Origin of the sequence: Citrobacter sp. Cpo142, assembly GCF_030332425.1 — a bacterium.
GTDB lineage: Bacteria > Pseudomonadota > Gammaproteobacteria > Enterobacterales > Enterobacteriaceae > Citrobacter > Citrobacter portucalensis.
In genome coordinates, this window is sequence record NZ_JAOWHW010000126.1 from 356,328 (window position 1) to 378,925 (window position 22,598).

Consider the following 22,598-nt stretch of genomic DNA (forward strand, 5'->3'; position numbering starts at 1 on the left):
CATGCAGCAGCAAGATATCGTCACTCCTCATTCCGTCGAATCTGAAGTTATTATCGAAACACACGATTTATCGCGTGTTTACCCTGGGGTAGTGGCATTAGATAGCGTCAACTACCGGGTATATCGGAATAAAGTAAACGTGCTGATCGGAGAAAATGGTGCGGGTAAGTCCACCATGATGAAAATGCTTGCTGGTGTCGAAAGTCCCTCTTCCGGACAAATTATTATGGATGGCATACCCGTCACATTAAATTCGACCCATCAGGCCGAAAAACTGGGTATCAGCATTATTTTTCAGGAGTTGAATTTATTCCCAAACATGAATGTCATGGATAATATTTTCATGGCTAACGAGTTCTTTCAAAAAGGGAAAATCAACGAAAAATACCAATACGCACTAGCAAAATCCTTACTGGAAAGACTCGAGCTGGATGTTGATCCGTATACACCTCTGGAGGAACTAGGGATCGGTCATCAGCAACTGGTCGAAATTGCTCGTGCGCTCTCCAAAGATACCCGCGTTTTAATCATGGATGAACCAACCTCCGCACTCAGCCAGTCTGAGGTGAAAGTGTTGTTTAACGTCATTGAGCAACTTAAACGGCGCGGTGTCACCATCATCTATATATCTCACCGTCTGGAAGAGTTGATGGAAATTGGTGATTACATCACGATTTTCCGCGACGGTCGTTTTATCAGCGAACGCCCAGTCAATGATGCCAGTATTCCGTGGATCATTGAACAAATGGTGGGTGACAAGAAAAAACATTTTGATTATCAACCCGCACCAAAAGGTGAAACGGTTCTATCCGTACAGGGTCTCACAGCCCTTCATCCGAGCGGCGGCTATAAGCTTAATGACGTGACGTTTAGCCTCAGTAAAGGCGAAGTCATCGGAATCTATGGTCTGCTGGGCGCTGGACGCACGGAACTGTTCAAAGGTCTGGTGGGACTTATGCCCTGCCAGAGTGGGAGCGTGCAGCTTAACGGCGAATGCATTGATAAAGCCCATTTTCAGTCACGTCTTAAAAAGGGGCTGGCGTTGGTGCCTGAAGACCGTCAGGGCGAAGGCGTTGTTCAGATGATGTCGATTCAGTCCAACATGACGCTGTCTGACTTCAGCCTGCAAGGCTTTCGCCGTGCCTGGAAATGGCTGAACCCGCACAAAGAGCAGTCCAGTGTGAAGGCAATGATCCAGCAACTGGCTATCAAAGTGAGCGATCCCGAACTGCCTATCACCTCATTAAGCGGCGGTAATCAGCAAAAAGTGGTGCTGGGTAAGGCATTGATGACGCAACCGCAGGTGGTTTTCCTTGATGAGCCCACCCGAGGCATTGATGTGGGTGCGAAAACCGACGTGTATCACCTTATTGGCAAAATGGCGCAGCAAGGGCTGGCGGTGATGTTCTCTTCATCAGAGCTGGACGAAGTGATGGCGCTGGCGGACCGCATTCTGGTGATGGCCGATGGCCGAATCACCGCTGATGTCCCCCGTCATGCGGTTACCCGCGAGACATTAATCGCGGCTTCTACACCTCAAGATTAATCAGGCTGGAATCCATCATGAACCAGAAATATATGATTTATATGTACCTCCTGAAGGCCAGAACGTTTATCGCACTGCTGCTGGTTATCGCATTCTTTAGCGTGATGGTACCTAATTTCCTGACCACCTCTAACCTGTTGATCATGACCCAGCACGTCGCCATCACGGGCTTACTGGCAATTGGTATGACGCTGGTGATACTCACTGGCGGTATCGATCTGTCCGTCGGGGCGGTAGCGGGTATTTGCGGCATGGTTGCAGGCGCCTTGCTTACCAACGGTCTGCCCATCTGGGGTGGCAACATCATCTTCTTCAACGTACCAGAGGTCATAATCTGTGTTGCCCTCTTCGGCGTTGTCGTTGGTTTTGTCAACGGTGCCGTCATCACGCGTTTCGGCGTTGCGCCGTTTATCTGTACGCTCGGCATGATGTACGTTGCCAGAGGATCTGCTCTTCTGTTTAACGACGGCAGCACTTACCCAAATCTTAACGGCATGGACGCGCTGGGCAATACCGGTTTTGCCACGCTGGGTTCAGGTACTTTGTTGGGGATTTATCTCCCTATCTGGCTGATGATTGCCTTCCTGCTGCTGGGCTACTGGGTAACCACCAAAACCCCACTTGGCCGCTATATCTACGCGATTGGAGGGAACGAGTCAGCCGCACGTCTGGCGGGTGTCCCTATCGTAAAAGCGAAGATCTTTGTGTACGCCTTTTCCGGCCTGTGTGCCGCTTTTGTTGGGCTGATTGTGGCTTCACAACTGCAAACCGCACATCCGATGACCGGCAATATGTTTGAGATGGATGCCATTGGCGCAACTGTGCTGGGCGGAACTGCGCTCGCGGGAGGACGCGGACGCGTCTCCGGCTCCATTATCGGTGCCTTCGTAATTGTCTTCCTCGCCGATGGCATGGTGATGATGGGCGTCAGCGACTTCTGGCAGATGGTTATCAAAGGTGTGGTTATCGTCACCGCCGTTGTTGTCGATCAGTTCCAGCAAAAGCTGCAGAACAAAGTCATTCTTATGCGTCGCCATGAAGAAAAGTTGGCGGCAGCACCTTCAGTAAATACCGTATCCAGTTAAGCAGCAACATTCCGCCGGGCATCTTTTGCCCGGCCTATACAGGGGATAAAAATATGCAACGTGATTTTCATGGTAAGACAATTGTCATCACTGGTGCTTGTCGAGGGATTGGCGCAGGTATCGCCGAACGTTTTGCCCGCGACGGCGCAAACCTGGTGATGGTATCTAATGCAGAGCGCGTCCACGAAACAGCGGAACAGCTTCGTCAGCGCTATCAGGCAGATATTTTATCTTTGCAGGTGGATGTCACCAATGAGGCGCAGGTGCAATCTCTGTACGAGCAGGCCGCAGCGCGCTTCGGCACCATTGATGTCTCGATTCAAAACGCGGGTGTTATCACCATCGACTATTTCGACCGCATGCCGAAAGCCGATTTCGAAAAAGTCCTCGCCGTAAATACCACTGGCGTATGGCTCTGCTGTCGGGAAGCAGCAAAATATATGGTTAAGCAAAACCAGGGCTGTCTGATTAATACCTCTTCCGGTCAGGGACGCCAGGGTTTCATCTATACCCCACACTACGCCGCCAGCAAGATGGGCGTAATTGGTATTACGCAAAGCCTGGCGCATGAGTTGGCACCGTGGAATATCACCGTCAACGCCTTTTGCCCAGGGATAATCGAAAGCGAAATGTGGGATTACAACGATCGTGTCTGGGGCGAAATTCTCAGCACAGATGAAAAACGCTATGGCAAAGGTGAACTGATGGCGGAATGGGTTAAAGGCATCCCCATGAAACGCGCGGGCAAACCTGAGGATGTCGCCGGACTGGTCGCTTTTCTCGCCTCTGACGATGCGCGTTATCTCACCGGACAAACCATCAACATCGATGGCGGCCTGATTATGTCTTAATGCCCACCAGGGTATCTGTTAAGAGAGTCATCACTATGATTACAAAAGATTTTGCTCAACAACTGTTTAATCTTGAGGGGCGCGTCGCTTTCGTTACTGGCGCAGGTAGCGGCATCGGTCAGACTATCGCCTGCGCACTTGCCAGCGCGGGCGCGCACGTGATCTGTTTTGATTTGCGCGAAGACGGCGGGCTGAACGCGACCGTTGATGCTATCACCGCTATTGGCGCCCAGGCTGCGCTCTATACGGGCGATGTCCGCCAGCTTAGCGACCTTCGCGCCGCGGTAGCCCTGGCGAAGGAACGCTTTGGTCGTCTGGATATTGCGGTCAATGCCGCAGGCATTGCCAACGCCAACCCTGCGCTGGAAATGGAAAGCGAGCAGTGGCAGCGCGTTATCGACATTAACCTCACTGGCGTGTGGAATTCCTGTAAAGCCGAAGCCGAGCTGATGCTGGAATCCGGTGGTGGCTCGATTATTAACATCGCATCCATGTCCGGGATTATTGTTAACCGAGGCCTTGAACAAGCCCATTACAATAGCGCTAAGGCGGGGGTGATTCATCTGTCGAAAAGCCTGGCGATGGAGTGGATTGGAAAAGGAATACGCGTGAACTCCATCAGCCCGGGATATACCGCCACGCCGATGAATACTCGACCGGAAATGGTTCATCAGACGCGGGAGTTTGAAAGCCAGACGCCAATTCAGCGCATGGCAAAAGTGGAAGAGATGGCGGGCCCGGCACTCTTTCTGGCCAGCGATGCCGCTTCATTTTGCACCGGTGTAGACCTGGTTGTAGATGGCGGATTTATCTGTTGGTAAACAGCAATACGCCCGCAGCCATTGTTAGCTGCGGGCGTTAATTTATTCGCGGCTACAGGCAGCCAGCGTTTTTCGTTGCCGCCCGTGTTCATCAAAGTTCCCTGCGGCCAACCAGCGCTGTAACACGGCGTCACACTGGGGCCATTCGCTATCAATCATTGATAACCAGTCGCTGTCGCGATTACGCCCCTTGCGCACAATCTTCTGGCGAAAGCGACCTTCGAAGATAAACCCAAGGCGTTCCGCTGCCCGTCGAGAAGCGGTGTTCAGAGAATCGCATTTCCACTCCACGCGACGATAGCCCAACGCAAATGCCTGGCGCAGCAGCAGCCAGATGCTTTCGGTGCCAAGAACCGTATTTTTCATACGCGGTGACCAGGTCACATGACCAATTTCGACCGAACCGTGCTCTCGTTCAATCGCCATAAAGCACACCAGTCCGACAGCTCGTCCTGAACGCTGTTCAATGACGGCATAGGGAACCAGAGATGCATCAGTAACTTTCCCCTGCACCCAGCAAACTGCGGCCTCGACGCTTGTGGGGCGAGAGCTTGCAAGCCAGGTCCAGTCGCGATCGTCCGGCGCCTGCGCGTAAGCATCAAACAAATCGGCGGCATGGCTGTCGGCATCCAAGGGAACCAGTCGACAATATTGCCCTATCAGCGTTTCCCGTGGCAGTACGGCAACGCCATTCCAGTCCGGCACGACATCGCCGACGGTCTGCCCATAAAGATTTATTTCCGGCACGATTCAACCCCAGTAGCGAAGTAAAAAATAGTTATAACACTGGCCATTACACCTTCAAAGCGTCGCAAGGGTGATTTTGACGACGAACAGAAAATCAGCAGTCCTTCTATACTGATTAAAAATCAACGCGGAAGAGAGCCTTATGCCACTACCTGATTTTCATGTTTCCGACCCTTTTACGTTAGGCATTGAACTGGAAATGCAGGTGGTCAATCCGCCAGGTTACGACCTGAGTCAGGATTCTTCCCGGCTGATTGACGCCGTAAAACCGCAGCTCACCGCCGGAGAAGTGAAGCACGATATCACCGAAAGTATGCTGGAGATGGCGACCGGAGTTTGCCGAAATATCGACCATGCTGATGCTGAATTGTCCGCTATGCAGCAGATAATTATGCGAGTTGCTGCAGAGCATCACCTCGCCATTTGTGGCGGTGGCACACATCCATTTCAAAAATGGCAACGTCAGGAAGTCTGCGATGACGAACGCTATCGGCGCAACCTGGAAAATTTTGGCTATCTTATCCAGCAAGCGACGGTATTCGGCCAACATGTGCATATCGGCTGCGCAAACGGCGATGATGCCATTTACCTGCTACACGGCCTGTCGCGATTTGTCCCCCATTTTATTGCGCTCTCGGCCGCCTCACCTTATATGCAGACGTCCGACACGCGGTTTGCCTGCGCGCGCCTGAATATTTTCTCCGGATTTCCCGATAATGGCCCGATGCCATGGGTGAATAACTGGCAGGAATTCGAGGGGCTATTCCGTCGACTGGCTTACACCAGCATGATTGATAGCATTAAAGATTTACACTGGGATATCCGCCCCAGCCCGCACTTTGGCACGGTAGAGGTTCGGGTAATGGATACGCCGCTGACCCTTGATCATGCGGTCAATATGGCAGGACTTATTCAGGCTACCGCCCACTGGTTACTCACCAAACGCCCGTTCAAACACCATGAGCGTGATTACCTGTTGTATAAATTCAATCGTTTTCAGGCCTGTCGCTTTGGTATGGCGGGAATCGTCACCGACGTCAATACCGGCGACGGCTGCCGCCTGTCAGAAGACACATTGCGATTACTGGAGAATATCGCTACCTCTGCGGGTAAAGTGGGCGCAACCAGCGCGATTGAAGCTATACATCTGCAGGTTAAAAATGGTCATGATGAAGCACAAAACATGCGTGACTTTGTCGCCGAAGGCGGGTCACTGAGTGGCCTGGTGAAAAAACATTGTGAGATTTGGGCGGGGTTGTAAGCGTGGGTATTTGCGTTGCCCGCTGAGATCCCGGACAATAGCTTTTTAACTCAAGTTTAACAATGTCATGAAACACCCGCTTGAATCACTGATGACTGTCGCAGGGATCCTGCTACTGGCTTTTTTGTCTTGCCTGCTGCTGCCCGCCCCCTCGCTTGGCCTGGTGCTGGCGCAAAAACTCGTCGCCATTTTTCATCTGATGGATCTCAATCAGTTTTATACTTTGCTGTTTTGCCTGTGGTTTTTACTGCTAGGCGTGATTGAATATTTGGTGCTGCGCTTCATCTGGCGGCGCTGGTTCTCGCTGGTGGATTAGGCCCGCGAGAACCCCTCTGCTGTTAATGCGTTCGGCTATGATTTTCTTTGCGATAAGCTCCCGGCGGCTGGCTGAACGTACGGGTGAAAATACGCGTAAAGGTCTGCTGCGAATCGAATCCGTATTTCAAACAGATGTCGTACACTTTCTGGTCGGTATCGCGTAGATCGCGCGCCGCCAGCAGCAGCTTGCGCTCGCGGATGTAACGCCCAAGACTTTCGCCTTTGTACTGCATAAAAAGACGCTGCAGGTGCCATTTGGAATATCCCGCATGGCGTGCAATATCATCAATGCGCAATGGCTGATTCAAATTATCATCAATCCATTCAACAATCGTATCAATTACCTGAGCAGAAATCGTCATCATGCTCTCCCCTGTATTCATTGAGTCACCTGTTGCCACCAGGCCGTAAACGGTTGGTCCGGTTCGGACAGTATTACCGGTTCACCCAGCATTGGCGTCAGCAGTCGGTAATCCTGATGACGGCTGGCAAGCGCCAGTCGTTTGTATGGATCATCCCAGGTATGTTTCGCCAGAACGAAACGGCCGGCATGCCCTGGCAACACAGCCTTCGCATGTAGATCTGCCGCAGCCTGCGCCGTCTCTTCCGGCATCATGTGAATAAACTTCCAGTCCTGGTCATACTGACCGTTCTCCATAATCGCCAAATCGACAGAGCCAAACTGCTCGCCGATGGCTTTAAAATGCGGTCCATAGCCGGAATCGCCGCTGTAATAAACGTTCTGCTCCGGCGTTTCGAACATGAAGCTCGCCCATAGCGTTTGGTTGCGTTTGATACCGCGTCCCGAGAAATGACGAGCAGGCAGCACATGAACGATCAGCGAATCCGTCACTCTGACGGACTGATTCCAGTCCCGTTCTTCGATTATCTCGCTGCGCATTCCCCAGTAACGCAGATGCGACCCGACGCCAAGCGGTGTAATCACCCGCTTAATTTTTGGCATTAGCGCCTTGATAGTGGCGAGATCCAGATGGTCATAGTGATCGTGGGAGATGATGAGCAAATCAATCTCCGGCATCGTCTGCGCAGTCCATGGATAATCACCGGCAAAGGCCTTGTTCAGGAACGAGAACGGTGCGGCATAATTGCTGAACACCGGATCAATCAGGATACGTTGACCCGCCAGCTGTAAATACCACGAAGAGTGGCCCAGCCAGACCAGGGTATCCTGCTGCGGCGAAAGCCCGGCGAGATCGGTCGCGACCATAGGTAACGGCTGCGCTGGACGTGCATTTTCACGCTTAGCGACCAGAAACTCCCACCAGGCCGCCAGCATACCTTTGTTGCCGGTATAGCCCGGTGTCGGCACCTGGTTATGAAACTGTCCATCACGATAGTGCGGTGACTGTTCAACCTGACTCAGCTGTGCCCCTTGCGGTGCCTGACCAAACCCGGCATTGAGTACAAACGGTAAACTTGCAGCTGCGGCAATAAGCATAATAACAACCACACAAACTGTGAGACGCTTCATATCCTGACCTTAAACGCGCCCCCTTTCCGCTGGTTTGCGCGACTGACTCTTGATTATGAGTGAGTAAGCACTCATTATAGAAATCGAAAGTTCTCCGTCAAGATGATTTTCAATCTTTGACATTCGCCGTTGCGGCGCAGCAATCGCCGTGATTCAATCATGTTTTTTACAGACTTAAGGGTAAAGTGTAGTGGCTCGTCCGAAGAGTGAAGACAAAAAACTGGCATTACTGGAAGCTGCAACCACAGCATTTGCACAATCAGGTATTGCGGCGTCTACCGCCGTGATAGCCCGCAATGCAGGGGTTGCGGAGGGAACGTTGTTTCGCTATTTCGCAACCAAAGATGATTTGATCAACGAGCTTTACCTCTTTTTAAAGCAAGACCTTTGTCAGTCGATGATGGCAAATCTGGATCGCTCAGTGACCGATGCCAAATCCATGACTCACTACATCTGGAACAGCTACATTAGCTGGGGCCTGAACCACACCTGCGGGCATCGCACGATTCGCCAGTTAGCCGTTAGCGAGAAAATCAGCAAAGAAACAGAACAGCAGGCTGACGATATGTTCCCGGAACTGCGCGATCTTTGTCATCGTTCCGTACGACCCGAGTTTATGTCTGACGAATATCGCGCCTTTGGCGACGCGCTGTTTCTTTCTCTGGCAGAAACCACCATGGAGTTCGCCGCCCGCGACGCTGCCCGCGCAAATGACTATATTTCGATGGGATTTGAAGCCATGTGGCGAGCACTGACCCGCGAGGAACAATAATGGACGGCCAGACCCTACCTGCCTGTGCGAAACGCCTTGCGCTTGAACTGCCTTTTACCGAACACTGCTGGCCATTTGGCCCGGAATACGATGTCTTCAAGGTTGGCGGTAAAATTTTTATGCTGGTCACGGAGCTTCGCGGACGGCCGCTTATTAACCTGAAATCCGATCCGCAAAAATCACTGTTAAACCAGCAGATCTATCCCAGCATTAAGCCCGGCTATCACATGAATAAAAAGCACTGGATCTCGGTCTATCCTGGTGACGATATTACCGAGTCATTACTGGCAGAGCTGGTGAATGATTCCTGGCACCGCGTCGTCGACGGCTTGCCGAAGCGGGATCAAAAACGCCTGCGTCCAGGTTGATTTATCGCTAACCCCGATAAGTGTTTTTGCATTTTCCTGTCTTATCTTTTTCCTGCTAACCCTGTACCCTGCTGAAACAAAACGCACCCGCAGGGTATGAAAAATCACCAGGAGTAGTTATGGATATTGTTTCTGTCGCCTTAAAACGTTACTCCACTAAGGCATTCGATCCGAATAAAAAACTGACCGCTGAGCAGGCCGAAAAATTAAAAACGCTGCTGCAGTTTAGCCCGTCCAGCACCAACTCTCAGCCATGGCACTTTATTGTCGCCAGCACTGACGAAGGTAAGGCGCGTGTGGCTAAATCCGCAGCCGGCGGCTTTGTATTCAACGAACGTAAAATGCTGGATGCTTCCCACGTCGTGGTGTTCTGCGCCAAAACGGCGATGGACGATGCGTGGCTGGAACGCGTGGTGGATCAAGAAGAAAGCGATGGTCGTTTCGCCACGCCTGAAGCGAAAGCCGCAAACCACAAAGGCCGCACTTTCTTTGCCGACATGCATCGCAAAGAACTGAAAGATGACAACCACTGGATGGCAAAACAGGTGTACCTGAACGTCGGTAACTTCCTGCTGGGCGTTGCGGCGATGGGTCTGGATGCTGTGCCGATCGAAGGCTTTGATTCAGCAGTCATGGATGCAGAATTTGGCCTGAAAGAGAAAGGTTTCACCAGCGTAGTGGTGGTTCCGGTGGGTCATCACAGCGTAGAAGATTTCAACGCCGCGCTGCCGAAATCTCGTCTGCCGCTGGAAACGACGCTGACGGAAGTCTAATCCTCCGCATTTGCATAAGCTCCGCACAGCGGTCATCATAGACCGCTGTTTATTAAGGAGACATTATGCAGGAATTGATATCTCAGGTAGAAGAACTCGGCATTGAAATAAATCACACCACCTCGCTGGTGATGATTTTTGGCATTATTTTTATCACCGCCATTATTGTTCACGTTATTTTGCACTGGGTGGTACTACGCGCATTTGAAAAGCGCGCCAACGCCAGCTCCCGCCTGTGGCTACAAATCATCACGCAGAACAAGTTATTTCACCGGCTGGCATTCACCCTGCAGGGTATCATTGTCAATATACAGGCTGCACTCTGGCTACAGAAAGGCAGCGAAGCCGCAGAAATATTAGTAACCTGCGCACAGCTGTGGATCATGATGTACGCCCTGCTGTCACTGTTTTCTCTGCTGGACGTTATTCTCAATCTGTCACAAAAACTCCCTGCTGCGTCGCAACTGCCGCTAAAAGGCATATTCCAGGGCATCAAGCTAATCAGCGCAATCCTCGTCGGAATATTGATGATTTCCCTGCTGATTGGCCAGTCACCGGCAATACTGATAAGCGGTTTGGGTGCAATGGCCGCCGTGTTAATGCTGGTATTTAAAGATCCAATTCTCGGACTGGTGGCCGGAATACAGCTCTCCGCCAACGATATGTTAAAGCTTGGCGACTGGCTGGAAATGCCGAAATACGGCGCAGACGGTGCTGTTATCGATATTGGCTTAACCACCGTCAAAGTGCGCAACTGGGATAACACCATCACCACGATCCCAACCTGGTCACTGGTATCAGACTCTTTTAAAAACTGGAGCGGAATGTCGGCTTCGGGTGGTCGGCGAATTAAACGCAGCATCAGCATTGATGCCACCAGTATCCATTTTCTTGATGAGGATGAGCGTCAGCGGTTGCATAAAGCCCACCTGCTGAAACCGTATTTAACCACACGTCACCAGGAAATCAGCGAGTGGAATCAGCAATTAGATGCGCCTGAATCGGTCTTGAATCACCGCCGGATGACGAACATTGGCACCTTTCGCGCTTATCTGAATGAGTATTTGCGTCATCATCCGCGTATTCGCAAAGATATGACATTAATGGTGCGCCAGCTTGCGCCAGACGATCATGGTTTACCGATTGAAATTTATGCCTTTACCAATACGGTGGTCTGGCTGGAATATGAAAGTATTCAGGCTGATATCTTCGACCATATATTTGCCGTAGTCGAAGAGTTTGGCTTGCGCATTCATCAGTCGCCTACCGGAAACGATATTCGCGCGCTGTCTGGCGCGTTTCAGCGATAAAGCTCAGGTACTGGCGCGTGAAATATAGCGCCAGTCCATCATCACCCTTTCCGTCTGCGCGTCAGGATTTTCTATTTTATTCAGCAACAATCCTACCGCTTTGCGGCCTATATCCCGTGAGGGCTGCTCAATGGTTGAAAGCTGTGGAGAAACCATTTCTGCCAGTTCCGTACCGTCGAAACCAACAACGGCGATATCCTGCGGGATCTGTAATCCGGCATCGAAAATAGCGCGCATCGCACCAGCGGCTAGCGTGTCCGATACGGCAAACACCGCGTCGGGTTTCACCTCTGCGGCAAGTAGTGTTTTCATCGCCGCAATTCCTGCACTGGAACTTAATTCACTGGCATATTCCACAGCCTGATATTCAAGCGACAATGCATGCAGCGCCGCTTTATAGCCGCGTTCGCGCAAACGAGCATATTTATAACTCAGGTCATGATTGATTAAGGCAATTCGTCGGTAGCCCTTATCCACCAGGTGAGATATCACCGACTGTGCGGCGTCAACATCGTTAATCCCCACGCAGGAAACCGCGCCTTTGTCAGCATATTCCGCGCACTGAACCCAGGGCGCATCGCCAATCAGCGTAGTCAGTTCCGGTAATTTTGAGAATGCATCCATGGTGATAATGCCATCGACGATTTTCCCCGACAGGAGCTTCAACGCCGATTTTGAGCGGGCTGTATCCGAGCCGGAATTACACAGCAAAATGCGATAGCCATTCTTCTCCGCCTCCTCTTCAATGCCTTTAACAACCTCTGCACAAAAAGGGTTGGCAATGTTGGAAACCATCACCAAAATCATCGAACTACGTGCCGTACGCAGCTGACGCGCCAGCAGGTTGGGCTGATAATTGCTTTCTTTAATAGCCTGTAGCACACGCTCGCGATTTTTGGCTTTGACGGTATCACTGTGATTCAGCACACGCGATACCGTCGCCACCGACACACCGGCAAGCTGGGCGATTTTTTGAATAGACATAACGACGACACATCCTGCGGTTTACGCTTTGCGTTGAGGCTACCATAAAATCGCCGACTGGCGAACCGGATGCGTGTTTAGCGCTGTACTGATATCCAACGCTGCTGCTGATGGCTTTTTATAATTGCATCAATGATATACATCACATCCGCACCATCAGAAAAAGACGCAAATCGACGCTCTGCCGTCGCGGGCATTTTGCCTGCCAACACAGCCTGATAAAACTGCTGCATCATATTCTTGAACGCATCCGGCCAGCCCTCAATATGCCCGCCCGGAAAGTGCGCACTGGCAGCTACATCAGCATTCATCAATCCAGGGTCGTCCGTCAGGATCTGGTTCGCCTGCTGACGGTGCCCGACCCAAAGCTGTTGCGGCGTTTCCTGATCCCAGTGCAGTGAACAGTGGCTACCGTTAATTTCAAAGCTCAGGTGATTCTTGCGCCCTGCACTCACCTGCGAAACGCTAAAGCAGCCTTTGCTGCCATCATCAAAACGTACTAGCACCGATCCACGATCTTCCGTCGTAACCGCTTTATCCTCAAATTGCACATCAGCCGTTTGCTGGCCAAACGTAGCGTTACTGGCAATGCTGGCTTTACGTACCGGCCAGACGATAGCCAAATCGGCCATCACCTCGACAATACGTTTTCCAGTCACGAATTGCACCGTATCACACCAGTGCGAACCGATATCCGCTACCGCCCGCGAATCCCCACCCTGTGCGGCATCGACCCGCCAGTTGTAGTCAGTCTCCAGCAGCATCCAGTCCTGCAAATAGCTCCCCTGAACGGCAAACAGACGGCCCACGCTGCCGCTTCTGACCATACTGGCCGCCTGCTGCACCATTGCAAACTGGCGATAGACAAAGCTCACGCCGTGCACCACTCCCGCCTGCTGTGCCAGCGTTTCCAGTTCACGAGCCTCATCCGTCGTCATACACAGCGGCTTTTCTGAAAACACGTGCAGGCCCGCGCGTAAAATCTGCCGATTGATGTCGGCATGCAGATGATTCGGCGTACAGTTATGCACTACCCGCAGTCCGGGATGCGCCAGCAGCGCCTCAACGCTGCCGTACGCATGAGGAATATGAAGAGCATCTGCGCGTTCCTGGGCAACCGCCAGCGAGCTATCACAGAGCGCCACCACGTTCACACCGCCGAGTCGACGCAATGCCTCAATATGTGCAGGCCCAATAAATCCGCTGCCAATAATGCCAACCTGTATCATTTGCGTACCTCATCGCCAGCGGCGAAATCATCAAATGCGCGTGCAGAAACCGGAATAATATGGCGGCGTATAAAATCGCTCCCTTCACGCGCCCCGGTTTGCGCGTCTTTCAGGCAACACTCCCATTCCAGTACCGCCCAGCCAGGGAAATCATATTGTGTGAGCTTGCTGAAGATCGATTTGAAATCAACCTGCCCGTCCCCCAGGGAACGGAAACGCCCAGCGCGATCGAGCCACGGCTGATAGCCGCCATAGACACCGCTGCGGCTACTGGCGTGGTACTCAGCGTCCTTGACGTGGAACGCTTTAATACGCGAGTGGTAGACATCGATAAACCCAAGGTAATCCATCTGCTGCAATAACAGATGGCTCGGGTCATAGAGAATGTTGCAGCGAGGATGATTATCAACCAGTGCCAGAAAACGCTCGAACGTCACGCCATCATGCAGATCTTCGCCGGGATGGATCTCAAAGCAAACATCCACCCCATGATGATCAAAGCGATCGAGAATCGGTCTCCAGCGACGTGCCAGCTCCAGAAAAGCCTCTTCAAAGCGCTGACGATTATGCGGTGGCCACGGGTAAAAGAAAGGCCATGCGAGCGAACCTGAAAACGTGGCATGTGCCGTCAGCCCCAGTCTTTGTGAAGCCGCAGCAGCCTGGTGTAAGGTTTCGATGGCCCACGCCTGTCTGGCCTGCGGATTAGCGCGTACAGACGGCGGAGCAAATCCGTCAAAAGCGTCATCATAAGCCGGATGGACGGCAACCAGTTGACCTTCAAGATGGGTAGATAATTCGCTAATCACTAACCCATGCCCGGCCAGCATTCCGCGAATATCATCACAATAGGCCTGACTTACAGCAGCTTGTTCGACATCAAACAGCGACTTGTGATTACACGGGATTTGTAATGCCTTATAGCCCAGCTCCGCCGCCCATTTTGCCACGCCCTCCAGGGTGTTAAATGGCGAGCGATCCCCGATAAATTGCGCCAGAAAAATGCCAGGTCCCTTGATGGTTTTCATAACCCCTCCTGAAAATTACGCCTGCTCTTTGTCGTCATACTTGAAAGAGAAAAGGAAAATCACGGCAATCACTGCGGCAGCGACTGCCGGGATCCACCAGAATGTAGTCCACGCCTGAGGCACGGTTTGCCCCGCCACCAGCCGGTTGTAAAGTGCGCCTGAAATTTGCGAGCCCAGCAGCATACCGATCCCATAGGTAAACATGACGATCATGCTTTGCGCCTGACCTTTTACTTTTTCCCCGGCGATACGATCGGTGTAAATAAAGCCGACCACGAAGAAGAAGTCATAGCACACACCGTGCAGCAGAATGCCGAGATACAGCAGGAATCGGCCCTCTTCGCTGATGCCGAGGGCAAAGAAGGCATAACGCACGAACCAGGCGCACATCCCGATTAACAGCATGTATTTCACGCCCAAACGTCTGAACAGTAACGGGATCACCAGCATGAAGAATATTTCAGACATCTGACCAAACGACATCGCCGTACTGACGTCGCCGACGCCCGCATCAGCAAGAAACGACGCGGTATACGCGTAATAGGTTCCCAACGGTACAGAGATAAGCGTCGCGCAGAGCGAGAAGACAAAAAAGTGACGGACCTTGAGTAAGGCAAAAGCATCCGCACAAAACAGATCACGAACTTTCACCGGCAGTCCTTTCGCCGGTGCAGGCGTGTTGGGCAGCGTCAGGCTGTAGAGCGCCAGAATCACAGAGATAATCGCCGCCAGCGTAAAGATGCCGGTGGTGTCCGAAATTCCGGTTACACCGATAAAGATCCCCGCGACAATCCAGCCAATGGTGCCAAACACCCGTACCACAGGGAAGGTTTTGTCCTTATCCGACAGGCTATGAAAAGCAATATTGTTGGTAAGCGCCAGCGTTGGCATGTAGCACAACGTGTAGCCAAACAGCAGACCAATCAACAGTGCACCGTTTTGCGCCATCAATGCCTGCGGAACAAACCACAGGATTGCCGCGCCAGCAAGGTGCATCACCGCCATCACCTTTTGCGAGGCAAAAAAGCGGTCTACCAGCATCCCTAAGACGAATGGCGACAGAATAGAGGCAATGGGCCCGGCTGAAAACGCATCGCCAATCAACAGCGACATGTTGTGCTGGCTCATCACCAGCCCCAGCGTGACGGACCAACTTCCCCAGATAAAGAACTGTAAGAACATCATTAGCGACAGCCGGGGCACCAGCAGCCGGTACTGTACGCTCTGTTTTCCACTACTTTCGGTTGTTGACACCATTTTTGCCCCACACTTAAAAAGTAATCGATTACAAAATAGATTCAATAGAAAAGTAATCGATTACAAAATAAAGATCCTGTCAGCAGCAACAAAATTGCGAGAACGGTCACGATAAACGTTGAGTGAGGATCCGATCCCATCCTGACGATGGGATCGGTAATAACAAGATCGGTAGAAACTTAGCGGGACTTACGACGCAGCAGTTTGAAGGCAACAAACAGGAACAGGATCCACACTGGCAGCAGGATAGCTGACAGGCGCATCTCATCCATCGTACACATCAGCACCAGAATCATGCCAAGGAAAGCAATACACAGGTAGTTCCCTGCCGGATATAGCAGCGCTTTAAACTGCGTGTCACGTCCCTTACGACGCATCGCCGCGCGGAATCGCAGATGTGCCAGGCAGATCATAATCCAGTTCAGCAGCAGCGTCGCCACCACCAGCGCCATCAGTAGGCTAAAGGCCTTTTGCGGCAGCACATAGTTGATGAGTACCACCAGCGACGTAATAGCACCGGAAAGGATCAGTGAGTTCACCGGTACGCCGCGACGGCTGACGCGGGTTAAGAACTTCGGCGCGTTCCCCTGAACCGAGAGACCAAATAGCATACGGCTGTTAGAGTAGACGCCGCTGTTATACACCGACAGCGAAGCCACCAGGATGACAAAGTTCAGCGCAGAAGCCACCACGTTGCTGTCAAGATTATGGAAAATCATCACGAACGGGCTGCTATTGGATTTCACTTCCACCCACGGGTACAGAGCCAACAGCACCACCAGAGAACCGATGTAAAACAGCAGAATACGGTACACCACCTGGTTTACCGCTTTCGGAATGCTTTTTTGCGGATCCTGCGCTTCTGCGGCAGTAATTCCGATAAGCTCCAGCCCGCCAAAGGAGAACATAATCACCGCCAGCGACAGAATTAATCCGTTCCAGCCGGTAGCAAAAAAGCCGTTGTAACGCCACAGGTTATCGATGCTTGCATGTTCCCCGCCGTTACCGGAAAACAGCATCCACACACCAAAACCAATCATGCCGATAATAGCCAGCACTTTAATCAGCGCGAACCAGAATTCCGTTTCGCCATACAGGCGTACGTTGACCAGATTGACGGCGTTGATGATCACGAAGAATGCCGCGGCCCAAATCCAGGTCGGGACATCGGGCAGCCAGTACTGCATATAGATCCCGGCCGCTGTCAGTTCCGCCATGCCGACCAGCACAAACATCACCCAGTAGTTCCAGCCGGAGAGAAAACCCGCGAACGGTCCCCAGTATTTATAGGCAAAATGGGCAAAGGATCCGGAAACGGGTTCTTCCACTACCATTTCGCCCAGTTGACGCATAATCAAAAAAGCGATGATCCCGGCAACACCGTAACCCAGTAACACCGCAGGTCCCGCCATCTGAATCGCCGGGCCAATGCCCAAAAACAGGCCGGTACCAATTGCACCGCCCAGTGCAATTAACTGAATATGGCGGTTTTGCAACCCCCGCTGAAGCGTCGGCTCATTCGTTGACGCGGCATCAGACACGCTGGTGTCAGATGCAGTTGACGCGTTTTTCACGCCCTTCCCCTGTGTCGTTTTTATTGAAGGGGCTTCTTTTAACATTTCAACCTGGTTGTCGCAAGGCGCAATAATCGATTGGATGCGCCGGGCTTCCTTGCCCAACGCACCGAGGCTCGGGAGAAAAATCAGAAGTCGTAACTGACGGAAACCTTCAGCGTGCGCGGCTCACCCTGGAACAGATAAGTCCCGGTATCATCAATACCTGACCAATAATTCTCGTTGGTGACGTTATCAACCCCTGCACGCAAAATCATCTGATTCTGGTTTTGATTGAGTGACATACGGTAACGCACACCTAAATCCAGTGTGGTAAAACTGTCGAGTTTCTTGGTATTTGCCGCGTTGGCATATTGAGCACCAGAATGGTTCAGCCGCGCCGTCGCGGTGAGTCCTTCAACAGGTTTAATATCATATTCAGCACCCAGCACCGCATAGAAGTCCGGTACGCCGATTGCCGTCTTACCGTCGTTGACACCGTTTTGATTTTTACTGAGCGTCGCATCCAGCCACGTTGCACTGGCATTCAGCCGCAGTCCTAACATCGGCTCACCAAAAACATTCAGCTCCACACCACGGTTACGCTGCTCGCCGTTGATTGCGTAATACCGGGTCTGGCTATCCAACTGTGCGACCGGCATTTTGATTTCAAACAGCGCCAGTGAACCGCCTACACGTCCAAAGTCTGTTTTGACCCCAACCTCATTCTGTTTTGCATGGATGATTCCGGTGCTTTGACCGTAGTTCACTGCACTGCTTGGCGCGGTGCTGCCTGGCTGTAACGATTCGGTATGGTTCGCGTATAGGGAGAGTTCCTGCCACGGCTTGTATACAACACCGTACGTCGGCATCCAGCGGCTGTCGTCAAAACTGTTCTTAACGTTTTCAGCGCCAGTTTCTTTGTTGTAATCACGCACCACGACCTTTTGGTGGCGCGCGCCGACGGTAAACAGAAGCTGATCATCAAGCAGACCCAACGTATCGCTGAGTAACCACCCCTGACTACGCGTACGCCCACTGGTTAGCGGATCGCTATAGTTGCCTCCCGTCGCCGTCACCGCCGGTTTTGGTACATTCTGCGTATCGTAGATATTGACGTCCGGGCGCGCGGCACGTGACCCCATGCGCCAGGCGATTTTGTCTTCTTTAGTGACGGCGGAATAACCTACGTTAACCTTATGCGACACAAAACCCGTATCAAAATTCCCGCGCAGTCCTGCCATCCCGCTGAACGCATCAATAATACGATTGGTATCTAAGCGTCCGGCTTTCGCATCACCGGCCTGGTTGTATATTTCCGGAGCGCTGTACAAGCCAATCTCATGCGCGTGCTGCGCACCTAAACCGGCATAAGCGGTCCAGTTCTCGGTCAGATCATATTCCGTGCGCGCCATCCCGAACTCATTCTCAATATCGCTATAACCCCATCTCTGGCTATAGTTGTGCGTATTTTTCGGTAGATCGGGGACAAATGGCACATAGTAAATATTGATCCCCATGTTGCCACCGTGAAACGTCTTTTTCTGATACCCAACGTCTAATGAACTGCGGAAACGGTCGCCGCGGTAATCCAGTCCCAGCGATGCCAGCGTGGTACGACGTTTATCGTCATCAACCGCCCCCTCCCCTTCACGATGCAACAGATTCACACGGGCACCGAACTGGTTATTGTCCCCAAAACGGCGTCCGGCATCGAGCGACGTTCCCACCTGTGAGTCACTGGTGTAATCCATACCGAGGCGTGTGATCGGCGTATCGTCTGCATGCTTGGGTTCAAGATTAATCATTCCGCCAACGCCGCTACCGGCAGCGCCATTGAGTAATCCATTCGCGCCTTTAAAGATTTCAACACGATCGATCATCTGCGTATCCACCACCTGACGCGGCAGCACACCAGATAATCCACCAAAGGTCATATCATCGCCGTCAAGTTTCAGACCGCGAATACGGTATGTCTCTGCATAGTTACCGTAGCCTTGTACCGCCTGCACGCTCGCGTCATTGGCGACAACATCGGCAACGGTCTTAGCTTGCTGATCTTCGACCAGTTTTGAGGTGTAGCTTATAACGTTAAATGGTACATCCATGGCATTTTGCTGACCAAGCATCCCCAGCCTGCCGCCATTAGCAACCTGACCGTCGAGAAAAGCGGGCAGTAACGTATCTCCACCGGGTTTAAAATCACTTCTCTCTGCAGCCTGTACCACAATGGTCTCTTCCGCTTCTGTGGGGGTCTCAGCAGCATTCACCGTGCCGGAAAGCGCGCCAATAGTAGCGGCCAGCACAGTTTTTCTCATTAAGTGTGCGTATGTTTTAGTGTTGTCCATAGCCATGCCATTAAAAGTCTGACGACGTTGCCGGAGGGCCCCCCGGCAACATGTTGTTATTATTTATTCAGATCGATACGCACCACGTTATCTGGCGCAGAGGTGGAGTGGTCTTTATTAAATTTCTGTTTCACGGTAACAAACAGGGTTTGCCCATCCGCCGAGAGCAGCAGGCTGTTAGGGTTAGGCGGTAAGTCCCAGCTTTTCTTCACGCTGTAATCGGTCGCATTCAAGCTGAGTAATTTCCCTGAATCACGCTGGGTAATATAGATTTCGTTGCGTTTTGCGTTGAATTTCACCGCCAGCGAATCACCCACATCCAATTTTTTCAGCAGGTTACCAGTATGGATATCCAGCACCAGGGTAGTCTTCGCTTTCGAGTTGTCGGTGACAAACAGGCGACCCGTTTGTGCGTCCTCCGCCATATTCAGCAACAGCGCAGGTTGTTCTCCCAGCGGTTGCCAGCGTTTTTCTACGCGCTGATTACGCGGGTTGATAACGAGAATTTCACCGCCGCCGTTAGCTGCATAAATTCGCTGCGTCACTTCTGAATAATGCAGTCCGGTCATCCATTTGCCCGTATTTTTAATGCGGGTTTTTAGCTTCAGGGTTTCAGCGTCAACCACCCAAATCACCGCCGGATCCGCCACGGCACCAATATAGAGCAAACCGTTATGCAGCAGCACCTGGCGCGCACCATACGGGAAACCTTCTGGGTTACGTTCCGGGAACAGTACGCGATTTTTCACTTTGCCGTCAGCGGTATTCAGCGCGCTCAGGCCACCATCCAGTGAGTTGGTGACATACACTGTTTTACCGTCCGGCGAGATAGCCATACCAAAGTTTTTCATATCGGTATGACTCAAGCCGAGCGTTTTAAGCGTTTTTGGATCCAGCTTGTAAACCACGCCGCCCTGCACATCTTTAAATCCTTCGGCGCTGGCAACGTACAACGCATCTCCTGCCGGGCTAAGCGCCATTTCATATAACCCATCCGCCAGCGCGCGTTGTTGCACATCACTGACGGCAGGTTGCGCTGTTTTTTCCGTAACGCTGGCGTTGCTGGCTGGCGTGGTATGCGCCGCACAACCGCTTAACGCCGCAGCAATCAGCAATGCCAGCGCGGATGTTGTTTTTTTCATTGTCGGGATCCTTACCAGAAGTAATACAGGGAGTTAATAACAAAAGAGAATGAGAACTATACGCATTATCTTTACTGAATCAAGAATAATTACCCGAGAGTAAAAAACATGAAACAGAGGTTTGAAGATGCAGACAGGTGCGCGCGACTTCCGGTTTTTCATAATTACAGTGAATTATTCTGGACGAAAAGGCATCGCAGGCCACAGAATGCGCTTTACTGTTTTTCTAACATTTTCAAACGGGTGAACCTGTTGTACTTCAGCCACTCGTTTTTTAGCCAGGCCAGGCAACGACTGTCATGAATAAGATCATCAAACGACTGGAAATCGTCAAAAGCGCTATTGAACTGGAAGATGAGGAGATTATTTTCCAGCAGGTGGCGCATCTTAAAAATGAGCCTTTGTCAGTCGTACCTGGCACCATTGTGCAGGCGATCGAAGAACGACGCTTTAGTGATGCCCTGCGTGAAATATCGGCCTGGCTGCAATCTCAACGAGCAGTCTCTGCGTGGCAGGATCCAGCCATTGCCGCCAGTAAGCTGGAACTCAAAGCGCTCGAAACACAGCTGCGTGACCTGATCGATAAGCGCAACACGCGCATTCAAATCCTCGATGATTTCAACGATCTGTATCACCTTCGTCTTGGACCGCTGATGAGCCGCATCCTCGAACTGCGTAAACAGCTCGCCGCCAGCGCCCAGCGCAAACAGGAAGCAGAGCGAAAACGCCGGGAAAAAGACTATCAATCCTGTCAGCACTATATTTCCCAGGCTGTTGATCAACTGGCCAGGCTCAAGCAGCACTGGATGAACCAGAATTCAGATTCGCGCGAATCGGTGGAAACACGCCAACGTATTCAGCAGCAAACTGAACTGATTACCGCCCTGCTGGCGGAGATTCGTGAGCTGGAAAACGACTTTTCTCGCCAGGACGACAGCGCAACCCGTCGGGCACAGGAAGAGGCCAGCCATGAATATGATGAATATCAGGAGCAGCAGCAGGATGCACAGCATCGTTTTAGCCGTGACCAGCGGCTTTCCTCTGATGAACGTAATGAGTTAAAACGCCTGTGGCGTCAGGCCAGCCGTCTTTGCCACCCGGACGTGGTAGCCGATGATCTGAAAGAGAAGGCGCATCAGATGATGGTGCAGCTTAACCAGGCGCGCCAAAATGCCGATCTTGCCACCGTCCGGGCGCTACTGACTCAATTGCAAAGCGGCCTCGAACCGATGATGGCGAGTGACCGATTGAACGATTTGCAGCATTTACGCAGCAAAATACAGCAGCTCAGAGAACAAATTAACGCGCTGCTCAAAGAGATTACCGAACTGGAAGCCGAGAACGCCTGGCGGCTTGCCACCTCCGTGACAGATAAAGAAGCCTACTTCTCCGATCAACAACGGGCGCTTACGGAAATCCGCAATACGCTGGAACAGCAGGTGCATCAGGTTGAACAGGAACTGTTGGCGGGCTAAGCCCTATCAGCAATAGCAATCAGAAAAAATAACCTCTTCAAGTGAGTTTTTAAAATTAAGCACAAAAAGCCAAAAATAGGATAATTCCCTAAAAAATTCACAACACTAAGAATTATCAACCTGAATACTCGAGTTTCAGGTCGATAACTGCAAATTTAGCGATATTTCTCTCTTCCCCTCGACGCCCCTTCTCTTTGTCCTGGTCTTGATTAAGAATTCTCCTACCAACCAGTAAGCCCAT

General features: G+C 51.7%; 21 protein-coding genes. 11 read left to right on the forward strand and 10 right to left on the reverse strand.

Features of this window, described 5'->3' with window-relative positions; translation table 11 throughout:
• Position 1: 1 nt before the first annotated feature.
• Genes OGY18_RS16655 through OGY18_RS16670 form a run of 4 tightly spaced genes read left to right on the forward strand, consistent with a single transcriptional unit; the run spans position 2 to position 4,303 of the window.
• The gene (locus OGY18_RS16655) at positions 2–1,546 is read left to right on the forward strand and encodes a sugar ABC transporter ATP-binding protein (protein ID WP_057066476.1); all 1,545 of its coding nucleotides are present in this window, start codon (positions 2–4) and stop codon (positions 1,544–1,546) included.
• A gap of 17 nt (positions 1,547–1,563) precedes the next feature.
• Positions 1,564–2,631: an ABC transporter permease gene (locus OGY18_RS16660; RefSeq protein ID WP_003831171.1), complete on the forward strand. Its 1,068-nt coding sequence runs from the start codon at positions 1,564–1,566 to the stop codon at positions 2,629–2,631.
• Between the two features lie 53 nt (positions 2,632–2,684).
• Entirely contained in the window at positions 2,685–3,482 is a 798-nt protein-coding gene (locus OGY18_RS16665; RefSeq protein ID WP_003831170.1) for an SDR family oxidoreductase, read from the forward strand.
• Positions 3,483–3,517: 35 nt separating this feature from the next.
• A complete protein-coding gene (locus OGY18_RS16670; protein ID WP_003831169.1) occupies positions 3,518–4,303 on the forward strand; it encodes an SDR family oxidoreductase in 786 nt (261 codons plus the stop codon).
• A gap of 42 nt (positions 4,304–4,345) precedes the next feature.
• Here OGY18_RS16670 and OGY18_RS16675 read toward each other — a convergent pair whose 3' ends face one another.
• Positions 4,346–5,050: a GNAT family N-acetyltransferase gene (locus OGY18_RS16675; RefSeq protein ID WP_286553673.1), complete on the reverse strand. Its 705-nt coding sequence runs from the start codon at positions 5,048–5,050 to the stop codon at positions 4,346–4,348.
• Positions 5,051–5,192: 142 nt separating this feature from the next.
• On the opposite strand from OGY18_RS16675, the gene OGY18_RS16680 reads away from it, so the two are divergent.
• The gene (locus OGY18_RS16680) at positions 5,193–6,311 is read left to right on the forward strand and encodes a YbdK family carboxylate-amine ligase (RefSeq protein WP_286553675.1); all 1,119 of its coding nucleotides are present in this window, start codon (positions 5,193–5,195) and stop codon (positions 6,309–6,311) included.
• Positions 6,312–6,378: 67 nt separating this feature from the next.
• Positions 6,379–6,627 carry a DUF1158 domain-containing protein gene (locus OGY18_RS16685; RefSeq protein WP_148362285.1) on the forward strand — a complete coding sequence of 83 codons (249 nt, stop codon included), beginning with the start codon at positions 6,379–6,381 and terminating at the stop codon, positions 6,625–6,627.
• A 22-nt stretch (positions 6,628–6,649) separates the two neighbouring features.
• Here OGY18_RS16685 and OGY18_RS16690 read toward each other — a convergent pair whose 3' ends face one another.
• Together OGY18_RS16690 and OGY18_RS16695 are read right to left on the reverse strand one after the other, a co-directional pair.
• Entirely contained in the window at positions 6,650–6,991 is a 342-nt protein-coding gene (locus OGY18_RS16690; protein ID WP_003021996.1) for a RamA family antibiotic efflux transcriptional regulator, read from the reverse strand.
• Positions 6,992–7,008: 17 nt separating this feature from the next.
• Positions 7,009–8,121 (reverse strand): MBL fold metallo-hydrolase, encoded by a 1,113-nt coding sequence (locus tag OGY18_RS16695; RefSeq protein WP_008784042.1) that lies wholly within the window; start codon positions 8,119–8,121, stop codon positions 7,009–7,011.
• A 190-nt stretch (positions 8,122–8,311) separates the two neighbouring features.
• Between OGY18_RS16695 and OGY18_RS16700 the strand changes: the two genes are divergently transcribed.
• The 4 genes from OGY18_RS16700 (at position 8,312) to OGY18_RS16715 (ending at position 11,344) form a co-directional block, all read left to right on the forward strand.
• The gene (locus OGY18_RS16700; RefSeq protein ID WP_149281865.1) at positions 8,312–8,893 is read left to right on the forward strand and encodes a TetR/AcrR family transcriptional regulator; all 582 of its coding nucleotides are present in this window, start codon (positions 8,312–8,314) and stop codon (positions 8,891–8,893) included.
• Positions 8,893–9,261 carry an MmcQ/YjbR family DNA-binding protein gene (locus OGY18_RS16705; RefSeq protein ID WP_008784040.1) on the forward strand — a complete coding sequence of 123 codons (369 nt, stop codon included), beginning with the start codon at positions 8,893–8,895 and terminating at the stop codon, positions 9,259–9,261. Before OGY18_RS16700 ends, OGY18_RS16705 begins: the two co-directional genes overlap by 1 nt.
• Positions 9,262–9,380: 119 nt before the next feature.
• A complete protein-coding gene (nfsB, locus tag OGY18_RS16710) occupies positions 9,381–10,034 on the forward strand; it encodes an oxygen-insensitive NAD(P)H nitroreductase (RefSeq protein ID WP_003831162.1) in 654 nt (217 codons plus the stop codon).
• Between the two features lie 65 nt (positions 10,035–10,099).
• Positions 10,100–11,344, forward strand: a complete 1,245-nt coding sequence (locus OGY18_RS16715) for a mechanosensitive ion channel family protein (RefSeq protein WP_003831160.1) — start codon at positions 10,100–10,102, stop codon at positions 11,342–11,344.
• Between the two features lie 3 nt (positions 11,345–11,347).
• Here the strand turns inward: OGY18_RS16715 and OGY18_RS16720 are convergent, their stop codons facing one another.
• From OGY18_RS16720 to OGY18_RS16750, 7 genes are all read right to left on the reverse strand, one after another.
• Entirely contained in the window at positions 11,348–12,328 is a 981-nt protein-coding gene (locus OGY18_RS16720) for a LacI family DNA-binding transcriptional regulator (protein WP_003831159.1), read from the reverse strand.
• 77 nt (positions 12,329–12,405) lie between these two features.
• Positions 12,406–13,557 (reverse strand): Gfo/Idh/MocA family protein, encoded by a 1,152-nt coding sequence (locus OGY18_RS16725; RefSeq protein WP_286553678.1) that lies wholly within the window; start codon positions 13,555–13,557, stop codon positions 12,406–12,408.
• The gene (locus OGY18_RS16730; RefSeq protein ID WP_286553680.1) at positions 13,554–14,582 is read right to left on the reverse strand and encodes a sugar phosphate isomerase/epimerase family protein; all 1,029 of its coding nucleotides are present in this window, start codon (positions 14,580–14,582) and stop codon (positions 13,554–13,556) included. The genes OGY18_RS16725 and OGY18_RS16730 overlap by 4 nt, the downstream gene beginning before the upstream one ends.
• A 15-nt stretch (positions 14,583–14,597) precedes the next feature.
• On the reverse strand, positions 14,598–15,839 hold the full coding sequence (locus tag OGY18_RS16735; RefSeq protein WP_284969590.1) for an MFS transporter: 1,242 nt from the start codon (positions 15,837–15,839) through the stop codon (positions 14,598–14,600).
• Positions 15,840–16,018: 179 nt separating this feature from the next.
• Positions 16,019–17,413, reverse strand: coding sequence for a phenylalanine transporter (gene pheP / locus OGY18_RS16740; RefSeq protein WP_008784036.1), 1,395 nt, complete (start codon positions 17,411–17,413; stop codon positions 16,019–16,021).
• Positions 17,414–17,541: 128 nt separating this feature from the next.
• The gene (locus OGY18_RS16745) at positions 17,542–19,710 is read right to left on the reverse strand and encodes a TonB-dependent receptor (protein WP_435658656.1); all 2,169 of its coding nucleotides are present in this window, start codon (positions 19,708–19,710) and stop codon (positions 17,542–17,544) included.
• A gap of 89 nt (positions 19,711–19,799) precedes the next feature.
• Positions 19,800–20,882 (reverse strand): YncE family protein, encoded by a 1,083-nt coding sequence (locus OGY18_RS16750; RefSeq protein WP_286553685.1) that lies wholly within the window; start codon positions 20,880–20,882, stop codon positions 19,800–19,802.
• A 299-nt stretch (positions 20,883–21,181) separates the two neighbouring features.
• Here OGY18_RS16750 and OGY18_RS16755 point away from each other — a divergent pair, with 299 nt between their 5' ends.
• The gene (locus tag OGY18_RS16755) at positions 21,182–22,357 is read left to right on the forward strand and encodes a coiled-coil domain-containing protein (protein WP_286553687.1); all 1,176 of its coding nucleotides are present in this window, start codon (positions 21,182–21,184) and stop codon (positions 22,355–22,357) included.
• Positions 22,358–22,598: the final 241 nt, after the last annotated feature.